The 20994-nt window shown below is 72.1% G+C and carries 19 protein-coding genes and 1 pseudogene; 10 read left to right on the top strand and 10 right to left on the bottom strand.

The annotated features are described in order from the left end of the window. Nucleotides 1–99: 99 nt before the first annotated feature. The gene (locus ABT300_RS04735; RefSeq protein WP_351672132.1) at nt 100–957 is read right to left on the bottom strand and encodes a 3-hydroxybutyryl-CoA dehydrogenase; all 858 of its coding nucleotides are present in this window, start codon (nt 955–957) and stop codon (nt 100–102) included. A 181-nt stretch (nt 958–1138) separates the two neighbouring features. On the opposite strand from ABT300_RS04735, the gene ABT300_RS04730 reads away from it, so the two are divergent. Further along, the gene (locus ABT300_RS04730) at nt 1139–2359 is read left to right on the top strand and encodes a glycoside hydrolase family 10-like protein (protein ID WP_351672129.1); all 1221 of its coding nucleotides are present in this window, start codon (nt 1139–1141) and stop codon (nt 2357–2359) included. 28 nt (nt 2360–2387) lie between these two features. On the opposite strand, the gene ABT300_RS04725 is transcribed toward ABT300_RS04730, so the two are convergent. Both ABT300_RS04725 and ABT300_RS04720 read right to left on the bottom strand, forming a co-directional pair. Further along, nucleotides 2388–2591 (bottom strand): DUF1918 domain-containing protein, encoded by a 204-nt coding sequence (locus ABT300_RS04725; RefSeq protein ID WP_351672126.1) that lies wholly within the window; start codon nt 2589–2591, stop codon nt 2388–2390. Between the two features lie 47 nt (nt 2592–2638). Then, complete coding sequence (locus ABT300_RS04720; protein ID WP_351672123.1) at nt 2639–3553, bottom strand: DMT family transporter; 915 nt, start codon at nt 3551–3553, stop codon at nt 2639–2641. Between ABT300_RS04720 and ABT300_RS04715 the strand changes: the two genes are divergently transcribed. From ABT300_RS04715 to ABT300_RS04705, 3 genes are all read left to right on the top strand, one after another. Next, nucleotides 3552–5039: an aminotransferase-like domain-containing protein gene (locus ABT300_RS04715; RefSeq protein WP_351672120.1), complete on the top strand. Its 1488-nt coding sequence runs from the start codon at nt 3552–3554 to the stop codon at nt 5037–5039. The genes ABT300_RS04720 and ABT300_RS04715 overlap by 2 nt on opposite strands. A 24-nt stretch (nt 5040–5063) precedes the next feature. Further along, nucleotides 5064–5534: a GNAT family N-acetyltransferase gene (locus ABT300_RS04710; protein WP_351672117.1), complete on the top strand. Its 471-nt coding sequence runs from the start codon at nt 5064–5066 to the stop codon at nt 5532–5534. Nucleotides 5535–5647: 113 nt separating this feature from the next. Next, a complete protein-coding gene (locus tag ABT300_RS04705) occupies nt 5648–6241 on the top strand; it encodes a histidine phosphatase family protein (RefSeq protein ID WP_351672114.1) in 594 nt (197 codons plus the stop codon). Here the strand turns inward: ABT300_RS04705 and ABT300_RS04700 are convergent. Then, the gene (locus tag ABT300_RS04700; protein ID WP_351672111.1) at nt 6223–6756 is read right to left on the bottom strand and encodes a DUF6314 family protein; all 534 of its coding nucleotides are present in this window, start codon (nt 6754–6756) and stop codon (nt 6223–6225) included. The genes ABT300_RS04705 and ABT300_RS04700 overlap by 19 nt on opposite strands. 148 nt (nt 6757–6904) lie before the next feature. Here ABT300_RS04700 and ABT300_RS04695 point away from each other — a divergent pair, with 148 nt between their 5' ends. The 6 genes from ABT300_RS04695 to ABT300_RS04670 all read left to right on the top strand — a co-directional run bounded on the left by ABT300_RS04695 (nt 6905) and on the right by ABT300_RS04670 (nt 14471). Next, nucleotides 6905–9439: an alpha-L-arabinofuranosidase family protein gene (locus ABT300_RS04695; RefSeq protein WP_502977879.1), complete on the top strand. Its 2535-nt coding sequence runs from the start codon at nt 6905–6907 to the stop codon at nt 9437–9439. 204 nt (nt 9440–9643) lie between these two features. Further along, nucleotides 9644–10672 carry an N-acetyl-gamma-glutamyl-phosphate reductase gene (argC, locus tag ABT300_RS04690; RefSeq protein WP_351672108.1) on the top strand — a complete coding sequence of 343 codons (1029 nt, stop codon included), beginning with the start codon at nt 9644–9646 and terminating at the stop codon, nt 10670–10672. Next, nucleotides 10669–11820 carry a bifunctional glutamate N-acetyltransferase/amino-acid acetyltransferase ArgJ gene (gene argJ, locus ABT300_RS04685; RefSeq protein WP_351672105.1) on the top strand — a complete coding sequence of 384 codons (1152 nt, stop codon included), beginning with the start codon at nt 10669–10671 and terminating at the stop codon, nt 11818–11820. Before argC ends, argJ begins: the two co-directional genes overlap by 4 nt. Then, nucleotides 11817–12722 carry an acetylglutamate kinase gene (argB, locus tag ABT300_RS04680; protein ID WP_351672102.1) on the top strand — a complete coding sequence of 302 codons (906 nt, stop codon included), beginning with the start codon at nt 11817–11819 and terminating at the stop codon, nt 12720–12722. Before argJ ends, argB begins: the two co-directional genes overlap by 4 nt. Next, nucleotides 12719–13918: an acetylornithine transaminase gene (locus ABT300_RS04675; protein ID WP_351672099.1), complete on the top strand. Its 1200-nt coding sequence runs from the start codon at nt 12719–12721 to the stop codon at nt 13916–13918. The genes argB and ABT300_RS04675 overlap by 4 nt, the downstream gene beginning before the upstream one ends. 7 nt (nt 13919–13925) lie before the next feature. After that, the gene (locus ABT300_RS04670; protein ID WP_057580416.1) at nt 13926–14471 is read left to right on the top strand and encodes an arginine repressor; all 546 of its coding nucleotides are present in this window, start codon (nt 13926–13928) and stop codon (nt 14469–14471) included. Between the two features lie 328 nt (nt 14472–14799). Here the strand turns inward: ABT300_RS04670 and ABT300_RS04665 are convergent, their stop codons facing one another. The 6 genes and pseudogenes from ABT300_RS04665 to ABT300_RS04640 all read right to left on the bottom strand — a co-directional run bounded on the left by ABT300_RS04665 (nt 14800) and on the right by ABT300_RS04640 (nt 20825). Continuing rightward, nucleotides 14800–15600, bottom strand: a complete 801-nt coding sequence (locus ABT300_RS04665) for an FAD:protein FMN transferase (protein WP_351672096.1) — start codon at nt 15598–15600, stop codon at nt 14800–14802. After that, nucleotides 15593–16534 (bottom strand): FMN-binding protein, encoded by a 942-nt coding sequence (locus ABT300_RS04660; RefSeq protein ID WP_351672217.1) that lies wholly within the window; start codon nt 16532–16534, stop codon nt 15593–15595. The genes ABT300_RS04665 and ABT300_RS04660 overlap by 8 nt, the downstream gene beginning before the upstream one ends. Nucleotides 16535–16776: 242 nt before the next feature. Beyond that, a complete protein-coding gene (locus ABT300_RS04655; protein WP_351672093.1) occupies nt 16777–18159 on the bottom strand; it encodes a ferredoxin reductase family protein in 1383 nt (460 codons plus the stop codon). Nucleotides 18160–18302: 143 nt separating this feature from the next. After that, nucleotides 18303–19037, bottom strand: coding sequence for a L,D-transpeptidase family protein (locus ABT300_RS04650; protein WP_351672090.1), 735 nt, complete (start codon nt 19035–19037; stop codon nt 18303–18305). 141 nt (nt 19038–19178) lie between these two features. Further along, nucleotides 19179–19754: pseudogene (locus ABT300_RS04645) on the bottom strand (pyridoxamine 5'-phosphate oxidase family protein); the annotation flags it as partial. A gap of 138 nt (nt 19755–19892) precedes the next feature. Continuing rightward, the gene (locus ABT300_RS04640; RefSeq protein ID WP_351672087.1) at nt 19893–20825 is read right to left on the bottom strand and encodes a hypothetical protein; all 933 of its coding nucleotides are present in this window, start codon (nt 20823–20825) and stop codon (nt 19893–19895) included. Nucleotides 20826–20994: the final 169 nt, after the last annotated feature.

Here is a 20994-nt window from a genome sequence, read left to right as displayed (position 1 = left end):
CCGGGTGCGCGTGCGGGGCGCGGGCACACCCGGCGGGTGAACGCCGAGGGCCCGGCGCCGCACGAGCAGCGCCGGGCCCGTCCCGCACGGGGTCGGCCGTCAGTACGTGTAGAAGCCCGAGCCGGTCTTGCGGCCGAGGCGGCCGGCGTCGACCATGCGCTGGAGCAGCGGGGGAGCGGCGTACAGCGGCTCCTTGTACTCGTCGTACATGCTCTGCGCCACCGAGGCCACGGTGTCCAGGCCGATCAGGTCGGACAGCTTGAGCGGGCCCATCGGGTGGGCGCAGCCCATCTCCATGCCGTTGTCGATGTCCTCGCGGCTGGCGATGCCCGTCTCGAACATCCGGATCGCGGAGAGCAGATACGGGATCAGCAGGGCGTTGACCACGAAGCCGGAGCGGTCCTGGGCGCGGATCGCGTGCTTGCCCAGCACCTTCTCCGCGAACAGCTGCGCCCGGCCGAGCGTGCCCTCGGAGGTGGTCAGCGCCGGGATCAGCTCGACCAGCTTCTGCACCGGGGCCGGGTTGAAGAAGTGCACGCCGACGACCTGGTCGGGCCGCGAGGTGGCGACCGCCAGCTTCACCAGCGGGATGGAGGAGGTGTTGGAGGCGAGGATCGCGTCGGGGCGGGTCACCACCTGGTCGAGGACCTGGAAGATCTCCGTCTTGACCTGCTCGTTCTCCACCACCGCCTCGACGACCAGATCGCGGTCGGCGAACTCGCCGAGGTCCGTGGTGAAGCTCAGGCGCGCCAGCGTCGCGTCGCGCTCCTCGTCGGAGATCTTGCCGCGCTCGGCGGCCTTGGCCAGGGAGTTGAACAGCCGGGTACGGCCGATCTCCAGGGCTTCGCCGGTGGTCTCGGCGACCTTGACGTCGAGACCGGCGCGGGCGCAGACCTCGGCGATGCCCGCCCCCATCTGGCCGCAGCCCACCACTCCGACCCGTTCGATGTCGGTCACATCGTCCCTTTCGCCGCGCTGACTTCGTTGGCAGGGGCACGCCCACCGGATTCCGTCAGGCCTGCTCCGATCGTGCACGTTACTAGCAAGTATCGATGATCGATCGCCGGGGTGGGGGCATGCTGGGGCCCGACACGATCCGTGACCGTACGGATCCGCGGAGTATGTGGGGATGTGTGCGATGGGGCGACTGACCCGGCGGGCGTTCGCGCTGGCAGCGCTGTCGGCGTTCACCACGACGGGTGCGGCGGCCGCTCCCGCGGGGGAGCGAAGAGCGACGACCGAGATGCGGGGGATGTGGCTGGCGACCGTCTCCAACCGCGACTGGCCGTCCCGCTCCGGCCTGTCCGCCGCGGCGCAGCGCGCCGAACTGATCGCGCTGCTCGACCTGGCGGTCAGCAGACGGCTGAACACGGTGGTCTTCCAGGTGCGCCCCACCGCCGACGCGCTGTGGCCCTCGCCGTACGAGCCGTGGTCCCAGGTGCTCACCGGCGTCCAGGGCCGCTCGCCCGGCTGGGACCCGCTGGGCACGGCCGTCACGGAGGCCCACGCGCGCGGACTGCAGCTGCACGCCTGGTTCAACCCCTACCGCGTCGCCACCCACGACGACCCCACGAGGCTCGTCGCCTCCCATCCCGCACGCAGGAATCCGGACTGGCTCGTCCCGTTCGGCGGGAGGCTCTACTACAACCCGGGCCTGCCGGAGGTCCGCGCTTTCGTCCAGGACGCCATCCTGGACGCGGTCCGCAAGTACCCCGTGGACGCCGTGCACTTCGACGACTACTTCTACCCGTACCCGGTGGCCGGCCAGACCTTCGACGACGAGGCCGCCTACGACGCCCACGGCGGCGCCTTCTCCAGCCGGGCCGCCTGGCGGCGCGACAACGTCGACCGGCTGGTGCTGGAGACCGCCGCGCGGATCAAGGCCGTACGGCCCACGACCCAGTTCGGCATCAGCCCGTTCGGGGTGTGGCGCAACGCCTCCACCGACCCGCGCGGCTCCGCCACCCGGGCGCTGCAGTCGTACGACGACATCCACGCCGACACCCGCAAGTGGGTGCGCCAGGGGTGGATCGACTACGTCGTGCCGCAGCTGTACTGGAACATCGGGCTGTCGGCCGCCGACTACGCCAAGCTCGTGCCCTGGTGGGCGGAGGTGGCGAGGGGCAGCCGCACCCGGCTGTACATCGGCGAGGCCCTCTACCGGGCGGGCGATCCCACGCAGCCCGCGGCCTGGCAGGACCCGGCCGAGCTGTCGGACCACCTCGACCTGGCGGCCCGGCATCCCGAGGTGCGCGGCCATGTCTTCTTCGCCGCCAAGGACGTGCGGACGGACCGGATCGGGGCGATGCAGAAAGTGGTCTCCGACCACTACCCGAGTCGGGCGGAGGCTCCGCGGTGAGCCGGGGCCGCGGAGCCCGCGCCGCGTGTCACGACCGGGGCTCCCCGGCCGACCTGTGACGGATCTCGGTGTCGGGGCCGGGTGAGCACACACCGACGTGCCCGTCCTCGAAGCGGACGCGGTACGGGGGGCTGCCCGCCTGGCCCATCACCTCGAGGATCTCGCCGACCTTGTCGTGTTGCCCGACCACCCTGCCGTGCTGGACGAACTGGTCGCCCTCGGTTGCGCGCATCTGTGGGCCCTCCTCACCGGGTGCGGGAGCGGCGGCGCGTTCCTGGACTAGCCGCGCGCCCGCTGTGTGACGGCGATGCAGACGAGCACGGCTGCCGCCGTCAGCGGAGCGGCGGGCGTGAGGTGCTCGCCCAGCAGCAGCACCGACCACACCAGTGTGAGCAGCGGCTGGGCCAACTGCAACTGGCTGGCCTTGGGAACGCCGATGGCCGCCATGCCGCGGTACCAGACCACGAGGCCGAGGAACTGCGAGCCCGCCGCGACCCACAGCAGCCCGGTCACGCTGTGCACGGTCAGGTCGGCGCTCTCGTGGGCGAGCGCCAGCCAGGCCGCGGGCACTCCGACGGGCAGGCAGAGCACCAGCGCCCAGCCGATGACCTGCCAGCCCGGCATCACCCGGGCCAGCCTGCCGCCCTCGGTGTAACCGGCGGCGCACACCAGCAGCGCCCCGAACAGGTACAGGTCGGCCGTGGTCAGGGCCCCGCCGCTCTGCTGCACGGTGAACGCGGCGACCGCGCAGGCGCCGGCCACGGCCGCCGCCCAGAACGTGCGGGACGGGCGCACACCCATGCGCAGGGCGGACAACAGCGCCGTCGTCAGCGGCAGCAGACCGACCACGACGGCGGCGTGCGCGGTGGTGGACGTCCGCAGGGCGAGCGTGGTGAGCAGCGGGAAGCCGACGACCACCCCGCCGGCGACGACGGCGAGCCCCGCCCAGTGCCGCCGGGCGGGCGGCGGGATGCGCAGCGCGAGCAGACAGGCGCCCGCGATCAGAGCGGCCAGGACGCTGCGCACGGCGACCAGCGCCCACGGGCCGAAGCCCTCCAGTCCCCAGGCGGTGGCGGGGAAGGTCAGGGAGAAGGCGACGACCCCGAGGGCGGCCTGCAGGGTGCCGTGACCGCTCGGCCGGGAGGTGTTGACCGCTATCGCCGTCGGTGCAGTAGCGCTACTCTGTACTGTCATGCAAGAGCGTAGCAGTGTGGGTGAGCTGGCGGATCGGCTGCGGAAGGAGCTCGACCGCTACTCTCCCGGTGGAAAGCTCCCGTCGAGCCGGGCCCTGGTCGAGAGATTCCGGGTGAGCCCGGTGACCGTGTCGCGGGCGCTGGCGCAGCTGGCCGCGGAGGGCCTGGTGGTGACCCGGCCCGGCGCGGGCGCCTTCCGGACCCGGCCGACGCGCGCCGCGGCCGCGCCCGCGGCGGACACCTCCTGGCAGGAAGTCGCGCTCAGCGCGGACGGAGCCGCCGACCTGGTCCCGCGTTCGGTGGACGCCTCGGGCGTCACGGTGTCGCTGGCCGCTCCGCCGCCCGGTGTGATCGAGTTCAACGGCGGCTATCTGCACCCCTCGCTGCAGCCGGAACGCGCGATGGCGGCGGCCCTGGCGAGGGCCGGGCGGCGTCCCGGAGCCTGGGGGCGGCCGCCCATGGAAGGGCTGCCCGAGCTGCGCGAGTGGTTCGCCCGGGCCATCGGCGGCTCGCTCACCGCGGCCGAGGTGCTGGTGAGCGCCGGCGGCCAGGCCGCGCTCACCACCGCCCTGCGCGCCCTCGCCCCGCCCGGCGCACCGGTCCTGGTCGAGTCGCCGACCTACCCCGGCATGCTGGCGATCGCCCGGTCGGCGGGGCTGCGCCCGGTGCCGGTGCCGGTCGACCCGCACGGGGTGCGACCACAGCTGCTCGCCGACGCGTTCCGGGCCACCGGCGCCCGGGTGTTCGTCTGCCAGCCGCTGTTCCAGAACCCGACCGGCGCCGTGCTCGCCGCCGACCGGCGCCCGCAGGTGCTCCGCATCGCCCGGGAGGCGGGCGCGTTCGTCGTCGAGGACGACTTCGTGCGCCGCCTCGCCCACGAGGACGCCGGGCGGCTGCCGAGGCCGCTGGTCGCCGACGACCCCGACGGCGTCGTCGTGCACGTCGGTTCGCTGACCAAGGCGACCTCGCCGAGCTTCCGGGTCAGCGCGCTGGCCGCGCGTGGACCGGTCCTGGAGCGGCTGCGCGCCATCCAGGTCGTCGACACCTTCTTCGTGCCCCGCCCGCTGCAGGAGGCGGCGCTCGAACTGGTCGGCTCGCCCGCCTGGCCCCGACATCTGCGGACCGTCGCCGCCGAGTTGCGCAGCAGGCGGGACGCGATGACCTCCGCCCTGCGGCTGCGACTGCCCGAACTCGAGCTGCCGCACATCCCGTCCGGCGGCTACCACCTGTGGCTGCGGCTGCCCGACGGGGCCGGGGACGCCTCCAGCGCCCTCGGCTCACAGACCGAGGCGGCGTTCACGGCCGCCGCCCTGCGGGCCGGCGTCGCCCTCACTCCCGGCCGGCCCTACTTCAGCGCCGAGCCCCCGGCCGCCCACGTACGGCTGAGCTTCGCCGCCGTCGCCGGGACGGAGGAGATCGCCGAGGGCGTCCGGCGGCTGCGGGCGGCGTGCGACGAGGCGCTGCCCGCAAACCGTTCGACAGCGTGAACGCCGTCCTGTGAGGATCCGGCCATGACTGCCACGGACGCCACCAACCGGATCCCGGCCCTCGCCGAGGGACACGAGATCTCCACCGACCCCGCCCGCCTCGACGCCGAGCGCGTGCACCGCTGGCTGTCCACGGACGCGTACTGGGCGTCCGGCCGCGAGCGGGAGAAGCAGGACCGGGCGATCGACGCCTCGCTGAACTTCGGCGTGTACGACACGGCGTCCGGCGAGCAGGTCGCCTACGCGCGGGTCGTGACGGACCTCGCGACCTTCGCATGGCTGTGCGACGTCTACGTGGACCGCGCGGCGCGGGGGAAGGGCATCGGCACCGCGCTGGTCGCCGCCGTCCGCGAGCACCTGCGTCCCCATGGCCTGCGGCGCATCCTGCTCGCCACCCACGACGCGCACGGGGTGTACCGGCAGGTCGGCTTCGAGGCGCTGGAGAAGCCCGACAACTGGATGGCGCTGATCTTCGACAAGCCCGGCACGGTATGACCGCGCTGTTTTCTGGCGACTTGTCCCACGGACCTTGACCCGTCGGTAAGTTTTCTTCCGGTCGTCCGCCGACACCCCTTGACCTGCGCAGTTACGCGGCCCACCATCTCCGCATGCCACTTCGGGTCACTTTCGTCGCCGCCGCTCGCAGCTCCCCGCTGCTCGCGGAGCGCTTCGAGGACGACCGGCCGCTGGACCCGGCGGGCTGGGGCGAGGTGCAGCGCGCGGCCGGCGAGCTGCTGCCGCTCGCCGCCGCCGAGCTGCGCTACTGCTCGCCGACCCCGCGCAGCCGCGCGACCGGGGACGCGCTCGGGTACGCCCCGCTGGTGCAGCTCGCGCTGCGCGACTGCGACATGGGCCGCTGGCGCGGGTTCACGCTCGGCGAGGCGATGGCGCGGGAGCCCGCGGCCGTGGACGCCTGGCTGGCCGACCCCCTGGCGACCCCGCACGGCGGCGAGTCCCTGCTCGCGTTCATCTCGCGGGTGGGCGGCTGGCTCGACACCCGGCCGGTGGAGGACGGCTGCCGCATCGTCGCCGTCGCCGAGCCGAGCGTGATCCGCGCCGCCCTGGTGTACGCGCTGAAGGCGCCGCCCGCGACGTACTGGAACATCGACGTGCGCCCGCTGTCCACGACCACCGTCACCGGCCGCGGAGGCCGCTGGAACCTGCGCCTCGAAGGAGCGCCGGTTCAGCCCACGCGCGCGTAGTCGGTGACGAGGAGCAGGTCCTTGGCGGGTCCGGCCACGCGCCAGACCGACCGCCAGCGGTCCGCGTCACGGACGGTGAACTCGCCCCGGTAGAGGTCCGCCGAGCAGGGGTGGTCGGCCACGTGGCGTCCGGTCGTGAGATCCAGGTCGTGGAAGGGGCGGCCGTCGGCGAACCGCACGTCGGCCGTGCCGGGTCGTGACCCCGGCAGAAAGCGCAGCGTGCGCGCGGCGGGCCGGGCGACGCCGAGCCAGACGAACGTGCCGCACTCCTCGTGCAGCAGCCCACCGCCCACAGGCGACCCGCCGTCGGCAGGCGACCCGTCGTAGGCAAGCGGTCCGCCGCCCGGGCGCGGTCCGCCGTCCTCCCCGGGGTCGTCGCGGTGCGGCGCGCCGAACACCGTGACGCCCTCGAAGCGGCCCTCGCCGCCGCCCGCCAGGTCCCGCACCGACCGCTCCACCCGCCAGCTCCCCGCGAGGTACGCCAGCACGTCCGGCACTGGCCGGAACTCGCCCATGGGACGCCGCCCTCCGTCACTCCCGCCGCCGCACGCCCCATTGACGTGCCTCGGTCACCTCCCTATCTTGCCGTTCGCAGTGCTGATCATCGTTTGGTATCTCGAACGACTCGCAGAGAACTCCCCCCATCGAGCCGCGGAGTCATTCATGTCACGCAGCACCACCCGCACCATGCGCACCACCCGCACCGCGCACGCCACCCGCTCCGCCCGAACGCGCTGGAGAATCGGCCTTCCCGTCACCGCCCTGCTGACCGCCGCCGCCCTCCTCCCGGCCCCGGCGCACGCCGAGTCCGTGACCGACTACACCATCAGCGTCGACCCGTCCGCCAAGGGGGCGAAGATCGACGACACGATGTACGGCGTCTTCTTCGAGGACATCAACCGGGCGGCCGACGGCGGCCTGTACGCCGAACTCGTGCAGAACAGGTCCTTCGAGTACGCCGCCGTCGACAACAGGTCGTACACCCCGTTGACCTCCTGGGCGGTCGAGGGCGCGGCACAGGTCCTGAACGACGCCGGCCGTCTCAACGACCGCAACCGCAACTACCTCTCGCTGGGCGCGGGCTCGTCGGTGACGAACTCCGGGTACAACACCGGCGTCCGGGTCGAGCAGGGCAAGAAGTACGACTTCTCGGTATGGGCCCGCGCCGAGGACGGCGCCACCCTCACCGTGAGCCTCCAAGACGCCGGCGGCGCGCTGGCCGCCGCCCGCACGGTGGCCGTCCGCAAGGGCGGCTGGTTCCGCTACCAGGCGTCCTTCACCGCCCTGCGCACCAGCAGCGACGGCCGGCTGACGGTGGGCTCCTCGGCCGCGGCCGCCCTCGACATGGTGTCGCTGTTCCCCCGGGAGACCTACCGCAACGAGCCCAACGGACTGCGCAAGGACCTCGCCGAGAAGGTCGCCGCCCTGCACCCCGGGTTCGTCCGCTTCCCCGGCGGATGCCTGGTGAACACCGGTTCCATGCAGGACTACAGCGAGGCGTCCGGCTGGCAGCGCGCCCGCTCCTACCAGTGGAAGGACACCGTCGGACCCGTCGAACAGCGCGCCGTCAACTCCAACTTCTGGGGCTACAACCAGAGTTACGGCCTCGGCTACTACGAGTACTTCCGCTTCGCCGAGGACGTCGGCGCGATGCCGTTGCCCGTGGTCCCCGCTCTGGTCACCGGCTGCGGCCAGAACCGGGCGGTCGTCGACGAGGCGCTGCTCAAGCGGCACATCCAGGACACCCTGGACCTCATCGAGTTCGCCAACGGCCCGGTCACCTCCCCCTGGGGCAGGAAGCGCGCGCAGATGGGCCACCCTCGGCCCTTCGGGCTGACCCACCTCGAGGTCGGCAACGAGGAGAACCTGCCCGTCGAGTTCTTCGCCCGCTTCAAGGAGTTCCGCTCCGCGGTCGAGGCGAAGTACCCGGACGTCACCGTCATCTCCAACTCCGGTCCCGACGACTCGGGTTCGACCTTCGACACGGCCTGGCAGCTCAACCGGGACGCCAAGGTCGGCATGGTCGACGAGCACTACTACAACAGTCCGCAGTGGTTCCTGCAGAACAACGACCGCTACGACTCCTACGACCGCGGCGGCCCCAAGGTCTTCCTCGGCGAGTACGCCTCCCAGGGCAACGCCTTCAAGAACGGCCTGGCCGAGGCCGCGTTCATGACCGGCCTCGAACGCAACGCCGACGTCGTCAAGCTCGCGTCCTACGCGCCGCTGTTCGCCAACGAGGACTACGTCCAGTGGCGCCCGGACCTGGTGTGGTTCAACAACCACGCCTCCTGGAACTCCGCCAACTACGAGGTCCAGAAGCTGTTCATGACCAACGTCGGCGACCGTGTGGCGCCCTCGACGGCCACCGGCACGCCCTCCCTCCAGGGCCCGATCACGGGCGCCGTCGGCCTGTCGACCTGGGCGACCAGTGCGGCGTACGACGACGTGCGGGTGACCGGCGCGGACGGCGCGTCGCTGCTGAGCGACGACTTCTCCGGCGACGCCTCGCGGTGGACGCACACCGGCGGCGGCAGCTGGTCGCTGCAGGACGGGCAGTACGTGCAGACCGACGCCGCCGCCGAGAACACCATGGTCTCGGCCGGTGACGCCGCCTGGCACGACTACGACCTGCACGTGAAGGCGGTCAAGAAGTCCGGCAAGGAAGGGTTCCTCGTCGCGTTCGGCGTCAAGGACACCGGCAACTACTACTGGTGGAACCTGGGCGGCTGGAACAACACCCAGTCCGCCGTCGAGCAGGCCGTGGACGGCGGAAAGTCGACGCTGATCTCCAAGCCCGGCTCCGTCGAGACGGGCCGCGCCTATGACGTCGACGTCAAGGTGCGCGGCCGCCAGGTGACGCTCTACCTCGACGGCCAGGAGTGGGGCAGCTTCACCGACGACAAGCCGGCCGAGCCGTTCCGGCAGGTCGTCACCAAGGACCGCAAGACCGGCGACCTGATCGTCAAGGTCGTCAACGCGCAGTCCTCGGACGCCCGCACGGCGATCGACCTCGGCGGCGCCAAGGTCGCCTCCAGGGCGAAGGCGATCACCCTCGCCGCGGCCCCGGACGCGGTCAACACGGAGACCGGCACGCCGGTCGCTCCGGTGACCTCCACCGTCACCGGAGTCTCCGGGAGGTTCACCTACACCTTCCCGGCGAACTCGATCACCTTCCTGCGTATCCGGCAGCGGTAGCGGGCAGCGGCAGCGATCCCGGCGGGCAGGGGCGGGCCACCGCTCGGCCACCGCTCACGCCCGCCGGGATCACACCCGTCACGTCCGACGGCGCTGTCGCCTCCCCGTGTCGCCCGGTCGGTCGCAAACGATCACTCGAACCCCTTGCCTGATTGCATAAAAGTGCATCGAAACGTATAGTCATGCCATCCAGGAGGAGGAGTCATGGTGGTACGTGCGGCGGTGGCCGGAGCGAGCGGGTACGCGGGCGGAGAGCTGCTGCGCCTGCTCCTTACGCACCCCGAGGTCGAGATCGGCGCCCTGACCGGCCATTCCAACGCCGGGCAGAGGCTGGGCGGACTCCAGCCGCACCTGCTGCCGCTGGCCGACCGTGTGCTCCAGGAGACCACCCCCGAGGTCCTCGCCGGACACGACGTCGTCTTTCTCGCCCTGCCGCACGGCCAGTCCGCGGCCGTGGCCGAGCAGCTCGGCCCGGAGGTCCTCGTCGTCGACATGGGCGCCGACTTCCGGCTGAAGGACCCGGCCGACTGGGAGCGGTTCTACGGCTCCGCGCACGCCGGGACCTGGCCCTACGGCCTCCCCGAACTGCCGGGCGGCCGCGCGGCGCTGGAGGGGTCCAAGCGCATCGCGGTCCCCGGCTGCTATCCGACGGCCGTCTCGCTCGCGCTCTTCCCGGCGTACGCGGCGGGCCTGACCGAGCCGGAGGCCGTGATCGTCGCCGCCTCGGGCTCCTCCGGCGCCGGCAAGGCGGCCAAGCCGCACCTGCTGGGCTCCGAGGTCATGGGGTCCATGTCGCCGTACGGCGTGGGCGGCGGTCACCGGCACACCCCGGAGATGATCCAGAACCTCAGCACCGCCGCGGGAGAGCCGGTCTCCGTCTCCTTCACGCCCACCCTCGCGCCGATGTCCCGCGGCATCCTCGCCACGTGCAGCGCCAAGGCCAGGCCCGGCGTCACCGCCGAGTCCGTGCGCGCCGCCTACGAGAAGGCCTTCGCCGACGAGCCGTTCGTCCACCTCCTCCCCGAGGGGCAGTGGCCCGCGACCGCCTCCGTCTACGGCTCCAACGCCGTCCAGGTGCAGGTCGCGTACGACGGGGCCGCGGATCGCGTCATCGTCGTGAGCGCCATCGACAACCTGACCAAGGGCACCGCCGGCGGCGCCCTGCAGAGCATGAACATCGCCCTCGGCCTCGACGAGACCACCGGGCTTTCCACGATCGGAGTCGCACCGTGAGCGTCACGGCAGCCAGGGGATTCACAGCGGCGGGCATCGCCGCCGGGATCAAGGAGAACGGCAACCCGGACCTGGCCCTCGTGGTCAACGGCGGGCCCCGCCGCGCAGCCGCCGGCGTCTTCACCTCCAACCGTGTGAAGGCCGCGCCCGTGCTGTGGTCCGAGCAGGTCCTCAAGAGCGGCGAACTGACCGCCGTCGTGCTGAACTCCGGCGGCGCCAACGCGTGCACCGGGCCCAAGGGCTTCCAGGACACGCATGCGACGGCCGAGAAGGTCGCCGAGGCGCTGGACATCGGCGCGGGCGAGGTCGCCGTCGCCTCCACCGGCCTCATCGGCGTCCTGCTCCCCATGGACAAGCTGCTGCCGGGGATCGAGACCGCCGCAGGTCAGCTCTCCGAGCACGGCGGCGAGAAGGCCGCCATCGCCATCAAGACGACGGACTCCGTCCACAAGACGTCCGTGGCCCAGGGCGACGGCTGGACCGTCGGCGGCATGGCCAAGGGCGCCGGCATGCTCGCCCCCGGCCTCGCCACCATGCTGGTCGTCCTCACCACCGACGCCGACGTCGACAGCGGGACCCTGGACAAGGCGCTGCGCGACGCCACCCGGGTCACCTTCGACCGCGTCGACTCCGACGGCTGCATGTCCACCAACGACACCGTGCTGCTGCTCGCCTCCGGCGCCTCCGGCGTCGCTCCGTCGTACGAGGAGTTCGCCGCGGCCGTGCGCACCGTGTGCGACGACCTCGGCCAGCAGCTCATCCGCGACGCCGAGGGCGCCAGCAAGGACATCAAGATCGAGGTCGTGGGCGCCGCCAGCGAGGACGACGCCGTCGAGGTGGGCCGCTCGATCGCCCGCAACAACCTCCTCAAGTGCGCCGTCCACGGCGAGGACCCCAACTGGGGCCGGGTGCTGTCCGCGATCGGCACCACGAAGGCCGTCTTCGAGCCCGACCGGCTCAACGTCGCCATCAACGGCGTCTGGGTCTGCCGCAACGGCGGCGTCGGCGAGGACCGCGACCAGGTCGACATGCGCTACCGCGAGGTGCACATCGTCGCCGACCTGGCCGCCGGCCCGGAGTCGGCCGTCATCTGGACCAACGACCTGACCGCCGACTACGTCCACGAGAACAGCGCGTACTCCTCATGAGCAACGTGACCCGCAGACACACCGCGCTCCCCAAGGCCCAGATCCTCATCGAGGCGCTGCCCTGGCTGGTCCGCCACAACGGCAAGACCGTCGTCATCAAGTTCGGCGGCAACGCCATGATCGACGAGGACCTGAAGGCCGCCTTCGCCCAGGACGTCGTCTTCCTGCACCACGCCGGCATCAGGCCGGTCGTCGTGCACGGCGGCGGCCCGCAGATCAGCGCCGCCCTCGACCGGCACGGCATCGTCAGCGAGTTCAAGGCAGGCCTGCGCGTCACCACCGAAGAGGCCATGGACGTCGTACGGATGGTGCTCGCCGGGCAGGTCCAGCGCGAGCTGGTCGGCCTGCTCAACCAGCACGGTCCGCTCGCCGTCGGACTGACCGGCGAGGACGCGCACACCATCACCGCCACCAGGCACCAGCCGCAGATCGACGGCGAGCCGGTCGACATCGGGCGGGTCGGCGAGATCACCGCGATCGACACGGGCGCCATCGAGGCACTGCTCGCCGACGGCCGCATCCCGGTCGTCTCGTCGATCGCCCGGAGCCAGGACGACGGACATGTCTACAACGTCAATGCTGATACGGCGGCTGCGGCACTCGCTGCTGCTCTGGGCGCCGAAACCCTCATGGTCCTCACGGACGTCGAGGGCCTCTACGAGGACTGGCCCAACAGCGACGAGGTGATCAGCCGCCTCACCGCCTCCCAACTGGAAAAGCTGCTGCCGGAGTTGAGCTCCGGCATGGTCCCGAAGATGGAGGGCTGTCTGCACGCCGTGCGAGGCGGCGTGACCACCGCCCGGGTCATCGACGGGCGCGTCCAGCACTCGATCCTGCTGGAGATCTTCACCGACGAAGGCATCGGCACGATGGTCGTGCCCGACGGACAGGGGGAGCCGTGAGCGACGCCAACCAGGAACTGACCGCGCGGTGGCAGAGCGCGTTCATGAACAACTACGGCACCCCGCTGCTGCCCCTGGCGCGCGGCGAGGGCAGCCGGGTCTGGGACGCCGACGGCAAGGAGTACCTGGACTTCGTCGGCGGCATCGCGGTGAACGCCCTCGGTCACGCCCACCCGGCCGTCGTCGAGGCCGTGAGCCGGCAGATCGGCTCCCTCGGCCACATCTCCAACTTCTTCATGGCAGAGCCGACCGTCGCGCTCGCCGAACGGCTGCTGCGGCACTTCGGACGGGACGGCAGGGTCTTCTTCTGCAACTCGGGCGCCGAGGCGAACGAGGCCGCCTTCAAGATCGGCCGGCTGACCGGACGGACCCGTGTCGTCGCCACCGAGGGCGCGTTCCACGGCCGGACCATGGGCGCCCTCGCGCTCACCGGCCAGCAGGGCAAGCGGGAGCCGTTCCTGCCGCTGCCCGGCGACGTCACCCATGTCCCGTTCGGCGACGCCCAGGCTCTGGCCGCCGCCGTGACCGAGGAGACCGCGCTCGTCGTCCTCGAGCCGATCCAGGGCGAGCTGGGCGTCGTCGTGCCGCCCGCCGGGTATCTGAAGGCCGCCCGCGCCATCACCGCGGCGACCGGCGCGCTGCTGGTCCTCGACGAGGTGCAGACCGGCGTCGGCCGGACCGGGCAGTGGTTCGAGTACCAGGCCCACGAGGGCGTCCTGCCGGACGTCGTCACGCTGGCGAAGGGCCTCGGCGGCGGACTGCCGCTGGGCGCGACGGTCGCCTTCGGCCGGGCGGCGGACCTGCTGCAGCCGGGCCAGCACGGGACCACCTTCGGCGGCAACCCGGTCGCCTGCGCCGCCGGCCTCGCCGTCCTCGAGACGATCGAGAACGAGGGGTTGCTGGAGAACGTCAAGCGGCAGAGCGAGAAGTTGCGGGACGGAATCGAGGCCCTCGGCCACCCGTTGATCGATTATGTCCGGGGGGCCGGCCTCCTCCTGGGTATCGTGCTCACCGAGCCCCTCGCGCCCCAGGTGCGTCAGGCGGCTCAGGAGGCCGGGTTCCTGGTGAACGTGCCCGCCCCCGACGTCATCCGGCTGATGCCGCCGCTGAACCTCGGCGACGGCGAGGCGGAGGCGTTCCTCGGGGCGCTGCCCGGCATCCTCGACGCAGTGAACGGGGACCGATCCGGAGAATGAGACGACGATGAGTCAGGCGCAGGACCATGAGCACCCGGGAGCCAACGGGCCCGCCGTGCCGCAGACCCGCACCGCGCGCCACCGCCGGATCGTGGACATCCTCAACCGGCAGGCCGTGCGCTCGCAGAGCCAGCTGGCGAAGCTGCTGTCGGACGACGGGCTGAGCGTCACCCAGGCGACGCTCTCCCGGGACCTGGACGAGCTGAACGCGGTCAAGATCCGCAACACCGACGGCGACCTGATCTACGCGGTGCCCAGCGAGGGGGGATTCCGCACCCCTCGGGCGCCGCTCGGGGAGTCGGCGAAGGAGGAGCGGATGCGGCGGCTGTCGCAGGAGCTGCTGATCTCCGCGGAGGCGTCCGCCAACCTCGTGGTCCTGCGGACCCCTCCGGGGGCCGCGCAGTTCCTCGCCTCGGCGATCGACCAGGCCGAGCTGCACGACATCCTGGGGACCATCGCCGGCGACGACACGCTGCTGCTGATCAGCCGGGAGGCGACCGGGGGGCAGGCGCTCGCCGATCATCTCCTGCGGTTGGCGCAGAACGGCCACTGACGGCTGCCGCCGGGGGTGGGCCGCTTTCGTGTGCGGGTGCGGGTCCTGTGGGGGTGGGTTGCGCAGTTCCCCGCGCCCGTATGCCGTGGGTTGCCCGGGTGGGTCGCTGCGGGTCCGGTGGGGCTTGTTGCGCAGTTCCCCGCGCTCCTGAGGGGGTGGGTTGCTCGTGTGGGTCGCTGCGGGTCCGGTGGGGCTTGTCGCGCGGTTCCCCGCGCCCCTATGCCGTGGGTTGCTCGTGTGGGTTGGCCTGCGGGTCCGGTGGGGCTTGTCGCGCAGTTCCCCGCGCCCCTACGGGGTGGGGTGCGGGGGGTTCGCTGGTGGGGTGGGGTCAGCCCAGGCGGGATGCCAGGCCGCCGGTGCAGCGGACCTCGTCGCCTGCGGTGATGAGGAGGGCCTCTACGTCCGGGAGGGACTCCAGCCAGCCCAGCGCCTCCCGCGAGCCCATCGCGAAGGCCGCGGTGGCCCAGCAGTCCGCCCAGGTCAGCCGGGGCGTCACCACCGTCACGGCGACCAGGTCGGTCACCGCGGAACGGCCCGTGCGCGGGTCCACGATGTGGGCGCCGCGCTCAGACGTCCCGGAGGTCGCCACCGCGAGCTCGTCCGCGCCCGCCGCCGAGACCACCGCCGCGAGCCCGCCGGGACGCAGCGGGTCGGACACGCCGACCCGCCACGGCCGCTCGGGCCCGGGGACGCCCAGCAGCTGCACGTCCCCGCCGCCGTTGACGCTCACCCCGCTCACGCCCGCCGCCGCGATCAGCCGGGCCGCACGCTCGGCGGCCCAGCCCTTCACGATGCCCGTGGGGTCGAGCCGGCCCTGGTAGCGCATGCTGAACCAGCCGTCGCTTGCCCGTTCCGCCTCGGCGCCCAGCTCCAGCACCTCGGCCACCTCGGGATCGCACTCCTCGAGCGTCAGCTCGCCGCGCGCCAGCCGGGACACCTGGCTGTCCTCGCGGTAGGTGCTGAACACCTCGTTCACCCGGTGCAGCGAGGCGACCGCCTCGTCCAGCGCCGTCCGCACCGCTTCGGCGTCGCCGCCGCGGACGTCGAAGGAGAAGACGGTCCCCATGACCTCTTCCGCGTGCCGCACCACGGCCGGGGCCGCCGCCGACTCGGCCACCGTGTCAGACACCGGCCTTGTCCAGTGCGGACTGCAGGGACTTCTTGTAGCCCTCGCTGGTGTAGGTGGCGCCGGAGACGGAGTCGATGTCGGCGCTGCCGGCGGCGACCGCTTCCTGGTTGAGCTTGGGGACGGAGAGCTGGGTCTTCTGGTCGCTGGTGCCGCCCTTGGGGGCCTGCACCGCCTCGGCCTTGGTGATCTTGCCGCCGGCGACCGTGATGCGGACCTGCACCGGCCCGTACTGCGTCTGCTCGACGCTGCCGGTGACGGTCTTGGCCTGCGCGGCGCCCGAGGAGCCGGAGGACGAGCCGGACCCGGAACCGCCCGCGTTCCCGGAACCGCCCGCGCTCCCGGAGCCCGACGACGCCCCCTTGCCCGCCTTCGCCTTGTCCAGTGCGGACTGCAGGGACTTCTTGTAGCCCTCGCTGGTGTAGGTGGCGCCGGAGACGGAGTCGATGTCGGCGCTGCCGGCGGCGACCGCTTCCTGGTTGAGCTTGGGGACGGAGAGCTGGGTCTTCTGGTCGCTGGTGCCGCCCTTGGGGGCCTGCACCGCCTCGGCCTTGGTGATCTTGCCGCCGGCCACCGTGATGCGGACCTGCACGGCCCCGTACTGCGTCTGTGCGGCGTCCCCGGTGAACGTGCCGGCGGCCTGCGCGCTCCCGGAGCCCTGGGAGGCCCCGGCGCTCGCGTTCGCCTTGTCGATCGCCGACTGCAGGGACTTCTTGTAGCCCTCGCTGGTGTAGGTGGCGCCGGACACCGTGTCGATGTTCGCGCTCTGCCGGGCGACCACCGCGGCGTTCAGCTTGGGGACGGCCAGCTCCGTCTTCTGGGTGCTGGTGCCGCCCTTGGGGGCCTGCACGGCCTCCGCCTTGGTGATCTTGTTCTGGACGACGGTGATGCGGACCTGCACGGCCCCGTACTGGGTCTGGGCCGCGTCACCGGTCATCGTTCCCGACACGACGGCGCCCGCACCGCCCTGGGCGGCCTCCTGCGCCGCGGCGCCGCCGCCCGCGCCTGCCGCCTGTGCGGCGCCCGGGTCGGTCGAAGGCTTCAGCGACAGCAGCAGCACGACCCCGGACACGGTGGCGGCGGTGGCCAGCACGACCCGCCGAAGCGGGTGACTCTTCCTCATCGCTTACTGAGCTCCTGATTCCCGTTGGTGGCGAGGTTCCCGTGCGTACGGGTCGCTCACATCTCGAACGACTCGTGGTGGATGCGGCGGGCGGGGACCCCGGCGCCGCGCAGCGCCTCGTACACGCCCTGGGCGAAGCCGTTCGGCCCGCACATGAAAACGTCGTGGCTGTCGATGTCGGGGATCTTGCGCTGCAGCGACTCCGCCGAGATGTCGGGGCGCTCCCCGTCGGGGCTGTTGACGGCGTACATCAGCCGCGCCCCGCGCTCGTCGGCGATCTTCGCCAGCTCGTCCCACAGGGCCAGGTCCTGCGTGCTGTTGGCCCGGTACAGCAGGGTGATGTCACCGGCCGCGCCCGGCAGCGTCTCGAACAGCGCCCGCATCGGGGTGATGCCGACCCCGCCGGCCACCAGCAGCACCTTGCCGCGGCTGCGCCGGGAGGCGGTCATCGCGCCGTAGGGTCCCTCGGCCCAGACCTTGGTGCCGGGCGTCAGCTCGCGCAGCGCGGCGCTGTGGTCGCCGATCGCCTTGACGGTGATCCGCAGCAGCTCCGGGCGGGGCGCCGCGGAGAGCGAGTACGGGTGGGAGCTCATGCGCATTCCCGGCGCCATGAACCGCCAGCGGAAGAAGTGACCGGCCTCCGCGCCCATCCGGTGCAGCTTGCGTCCGCCGATCAGCACCGACACGATGCCGGGCGTCTCCTCGATGACCGCCTCGACGTACATGCGGTGGCGCAGGTTCAGCCGCACGGGGGTGATGACCCGGTACCAGACGACCAGTGCGGTGACCGTGCCGTACAGCGCGTACCAGGCGGTCTTCGCGGTCGGCTCGACGGCGAAGTCGTTGCCGGTGGTGATCTGGTGCCAGAACGTCAGGAACACGGCCGCGTACGTCATCAGGTGGATGTGGTACCAGGTGTCGTACGGCATCTTGCGCCGCACCGGGCCGATGGACACCACGCCGATCAGCACCAGCAGACCGGTGCCGATGGCGGCCTTGCCCATGTCGGGCAGCTGGTTCACCGAGTCGACGGTCTGCGAGACGATGTCGCCGAGCGACTTCCCGGCCTGCAGCGCGTATCCCCACATGATGAGGAACACGTGCGCGAAGGTCAGGCAGAGCGTGTACCGGCCGCTCATCGCGTGCCAGCGGGCGACCCGGTCCGAGCCCACCCGGCGCTCCAGGGCGGGCACGCGGGCCATCTGCAGCACGACGAGCGCCATCAGGTACCCGGCGAGCAGACCGGTGATCCGTCCCGCGTTGAGGATCTTGCTGTTGTCGTCCGCGATGTTGGGCGTGTTGTCCCACCACAGCCACAGCACGCCCGCGGCTCCCGCCCAGACGGCGATCAACAGCGGCACGGCCGGGGAGCGGCGCGGACGGATGCGGCGCATCGTCTGGCGGCGGGCGGCACGGCCGCCGGCGATCGTCGTGGTCACTGTTCCTCCGTGGGTGCGGACCCTTGGCCCTCAGATACGGGCCGCGGCCGCGGAGCGTTCAGTTGCGGCGAGAGTCCCACGCGGAGGGTCGCCGACGGACGTGACCGTCGGTAACCGGCGTCGGGGGCGGCGTACGCCCCGGCTCAGTACCGGGTGATCGCGGTCGGCCCGTTCGCCGTGCCGATCGCGATGTGCGGCCGTCCGTCCGGACGGGCCCACGCGAGGATCCGTCCCATCGCCGCGGCTGGTACCGACACGCAACCCGCCGTCGCCCCGCGCCCGTCGACGTGCAGAAAGATCCCCGCGCCCCGATGGCGCACCGGCTTGCGGTAGTTGAAGCCGATGACGAGGGCGTGCGCGTACTGAGCGCGATAGGCGACCAGGTGCTCGGACTCGCCGGCCCGGCAGTCGGCCGGGCGCGGCTCGGTCCACCGGTTGTAGGCGCGGGAGGCGTTGTCCTGGCACCACCAGGAGTCCTCGTGGACCGGGCGGTACGGGTACGACGTCCCGCTCGGCGGCGCCTGGACGCCGAAGGCGAAGGGGAGGTCGTACAGGCCCGTCGGGGTCGTGTCGCCGCCCTGCCGGCGTGCGGCGCCCTCGACGAGGCCCCTCGCGCCGAACCGGGAGGGAGCGGAGCCGGCCCGCACCCATCGCCCGTCCCGAAGGTCCCACCACTCGACGACGCCGACGGAGGAGCCGGTCCCCGGGGCCAGGGCGGTGATCAGCTGGGCGCCGGGGCCCGGATCCGCCATGCGCGCGGGCAGAGGAACCCCACGCGGCGCCGGCGCCCCGGCAGGCGGGGCCGCCCCGGCCCCGGGGGCCGCGCCGAGCGCGAGCAGGGCGGCGACGGCGAGGCAGGCGGCGACACGAGGAGACATGCGAAGACGCTAAGGGCGCACGTCGTCGCCGGCAGTCCGGGAGGGGCCGACCGTGCGTCAGCGCGGCGGCTGCGCCTGCTCTGCCTGCTGCGTCGGCTGTGCGTGTTCTGCGTGCTGCGCGTGCGGCGGGAGCGGTTGCAGCGGCGGGAGCGGGAGGGGCAGCCCGGGCAGGCCGTCGATGCTCGTGGCGATGTGGTCCTTCTTGGCGAAGTACGCGCCGAGCGAGACGTCGTCCTCCCGGGCGAAGCGCTTGCCGTGCAAGGCGCGATCCTCGTCGTAGGTCATGAAGGGCACCGCGTATCCGCAGGTGTCCCGGACGAGTTCGGCGTGCACCACGATGACCGCGCGCAGTCCGTGCGCGCTGGGGTCGATGTCGGGGAAGCGTCCGAGGAGTTCGCCGAAGCGGGGGTCGTCGCGGAAGACCGGCTCGCCCCGGCCGTGCACCCGCACGATGTTCGGCGGCCCCTGGAAGGCGCACCACATCAGGGTGATCCTGCCGTTCTCCCGCAGGTGCGCGACGGTCTCGGCGTTGGAGCCGGCGAAGTCGAGGTAGGCCACGGTGTGCTCGTCGAGCACGGCGAACGACCCCTTGAGGCCCTTGGGGGAGAGGTTGACCGTGCCGTCGCCGGACAGGGGCGCGGTCGCGGTGAAGAAGAGGGGCTGCTCCTCGATGAACGAACGGAGCCTTCCGTCTATGCGCTCGTAGGTCTTTCCCATGGTTCCGAAGTATCCGGGAAAGTATTTCGCGTGTCTAAGGAAATAGGGGGTCTTCCCGTGCGACCGCGTGTACGCGCGCCGCGGCGGCCGCCCCTGGCCGGTGCTGTCCGTCCCGGGGCGGCCGCCGCGCCTGTCACATCACTTGTTCAGCGTGCAGGCGGCGAGGACGTTCAGGCCCTGCGGCTTGGTGCCCTTGCGGCCGATCGAGATGGCGATGCGGTCGATCGTGGACTCGCGCTTGCCCTTCAGGGGGCCGAGGATGGCGTTCTGGACGAAGTTGGGGCCGCCCTGGCCGACGGTGTTCTGCAGGCGGGTGTTGGCCTCGTTGATCTGCGTCTGGAGGAGGGCGAGGTTGCGGTCGACCTCGGCCTTGGCGGTGGCGGGGACCGCGGGCAGTTGCGACGCCACGTCGGGGCAGGTGATCGTGCCGACAGCGCCCGCGTTGCCCGCGTTTCCGGCGTTGCCCTGGTTCCCCTGGTTCCCCTGGTTGCCCTTGTTTCCGTTGTTGCCCTGGCCCTGGTTGCCCTGGCCCTGGTTGCCCTGGCCCTGGTTGCCCTGGTTGCCCTGGTTGCCCTTGTTTCCGTTGTTCGCGTTGCCCGCCGCCGGGGCGGCCGCGCCGCCCGCGTTCAGCGTGCAGGCGGCGAGGGCGTTGAGGCCCTGCGGCTTGGTGCCCTTGCGGCCGATCGAGATGGCGATGCGGTCGATCGTGGACTCGCGCTTGCCCTTCAGGGGGCCGAGGATGGCGTTCTGGACGAAGTTGGGGCCGCCCTGGCCGACGGTGTTCTGCAGGCGGGTGTTGGCCTCGTTGATCTGCGTCTGGAGGAGGGCGAGGTTGCGGTCGACCTCGGCCTTGGCGGTGGCGGGGACCGCGGGCAGCTGCGACGCCACGTCGGGGCAGGTGATCGTGCCGGGACCGGCGGCCAGCGTCTGGGCGTTGGTCGCACCGCCCTTGGACGACGACTCCCCGGCGAGAGCGGAGTTCACGACCACCGCGCCGGTCAGGGCCAGAGCGGCGGCCGCGCCGATGACGACCACACGACGCTTGTTGTACTTCGGAAGAGCCCTGGACATGCGGATGCCTCACTTGGGTCAGGAGTGGGTTCGTTTCACGCGGCCGGCGTTCAGCGGTGAGTACGGGTAAGCGGTTGCCCTTGTTCAAGGGATCTTCAAAAAGTCTTCGCAAGTCATCGGGGCCCCCGCTCCGCGCACGTCGGATTGACGAATCATGCAGAGCTCTGCA

The sequence above is a fragment of the Streptomyces sp. NPDC001027 genome (genome assembly GCF_040299045.1).
GTDB lineage: Bacteria > Actinomycetota > Actinomycetes > Streptomycetales > Streptomycetaceae > Streptomyces.
Note: the sequence above shows the minus strand (reverse complement) of the source record. Positions and strands in the feature narration are given on the sequence as shown.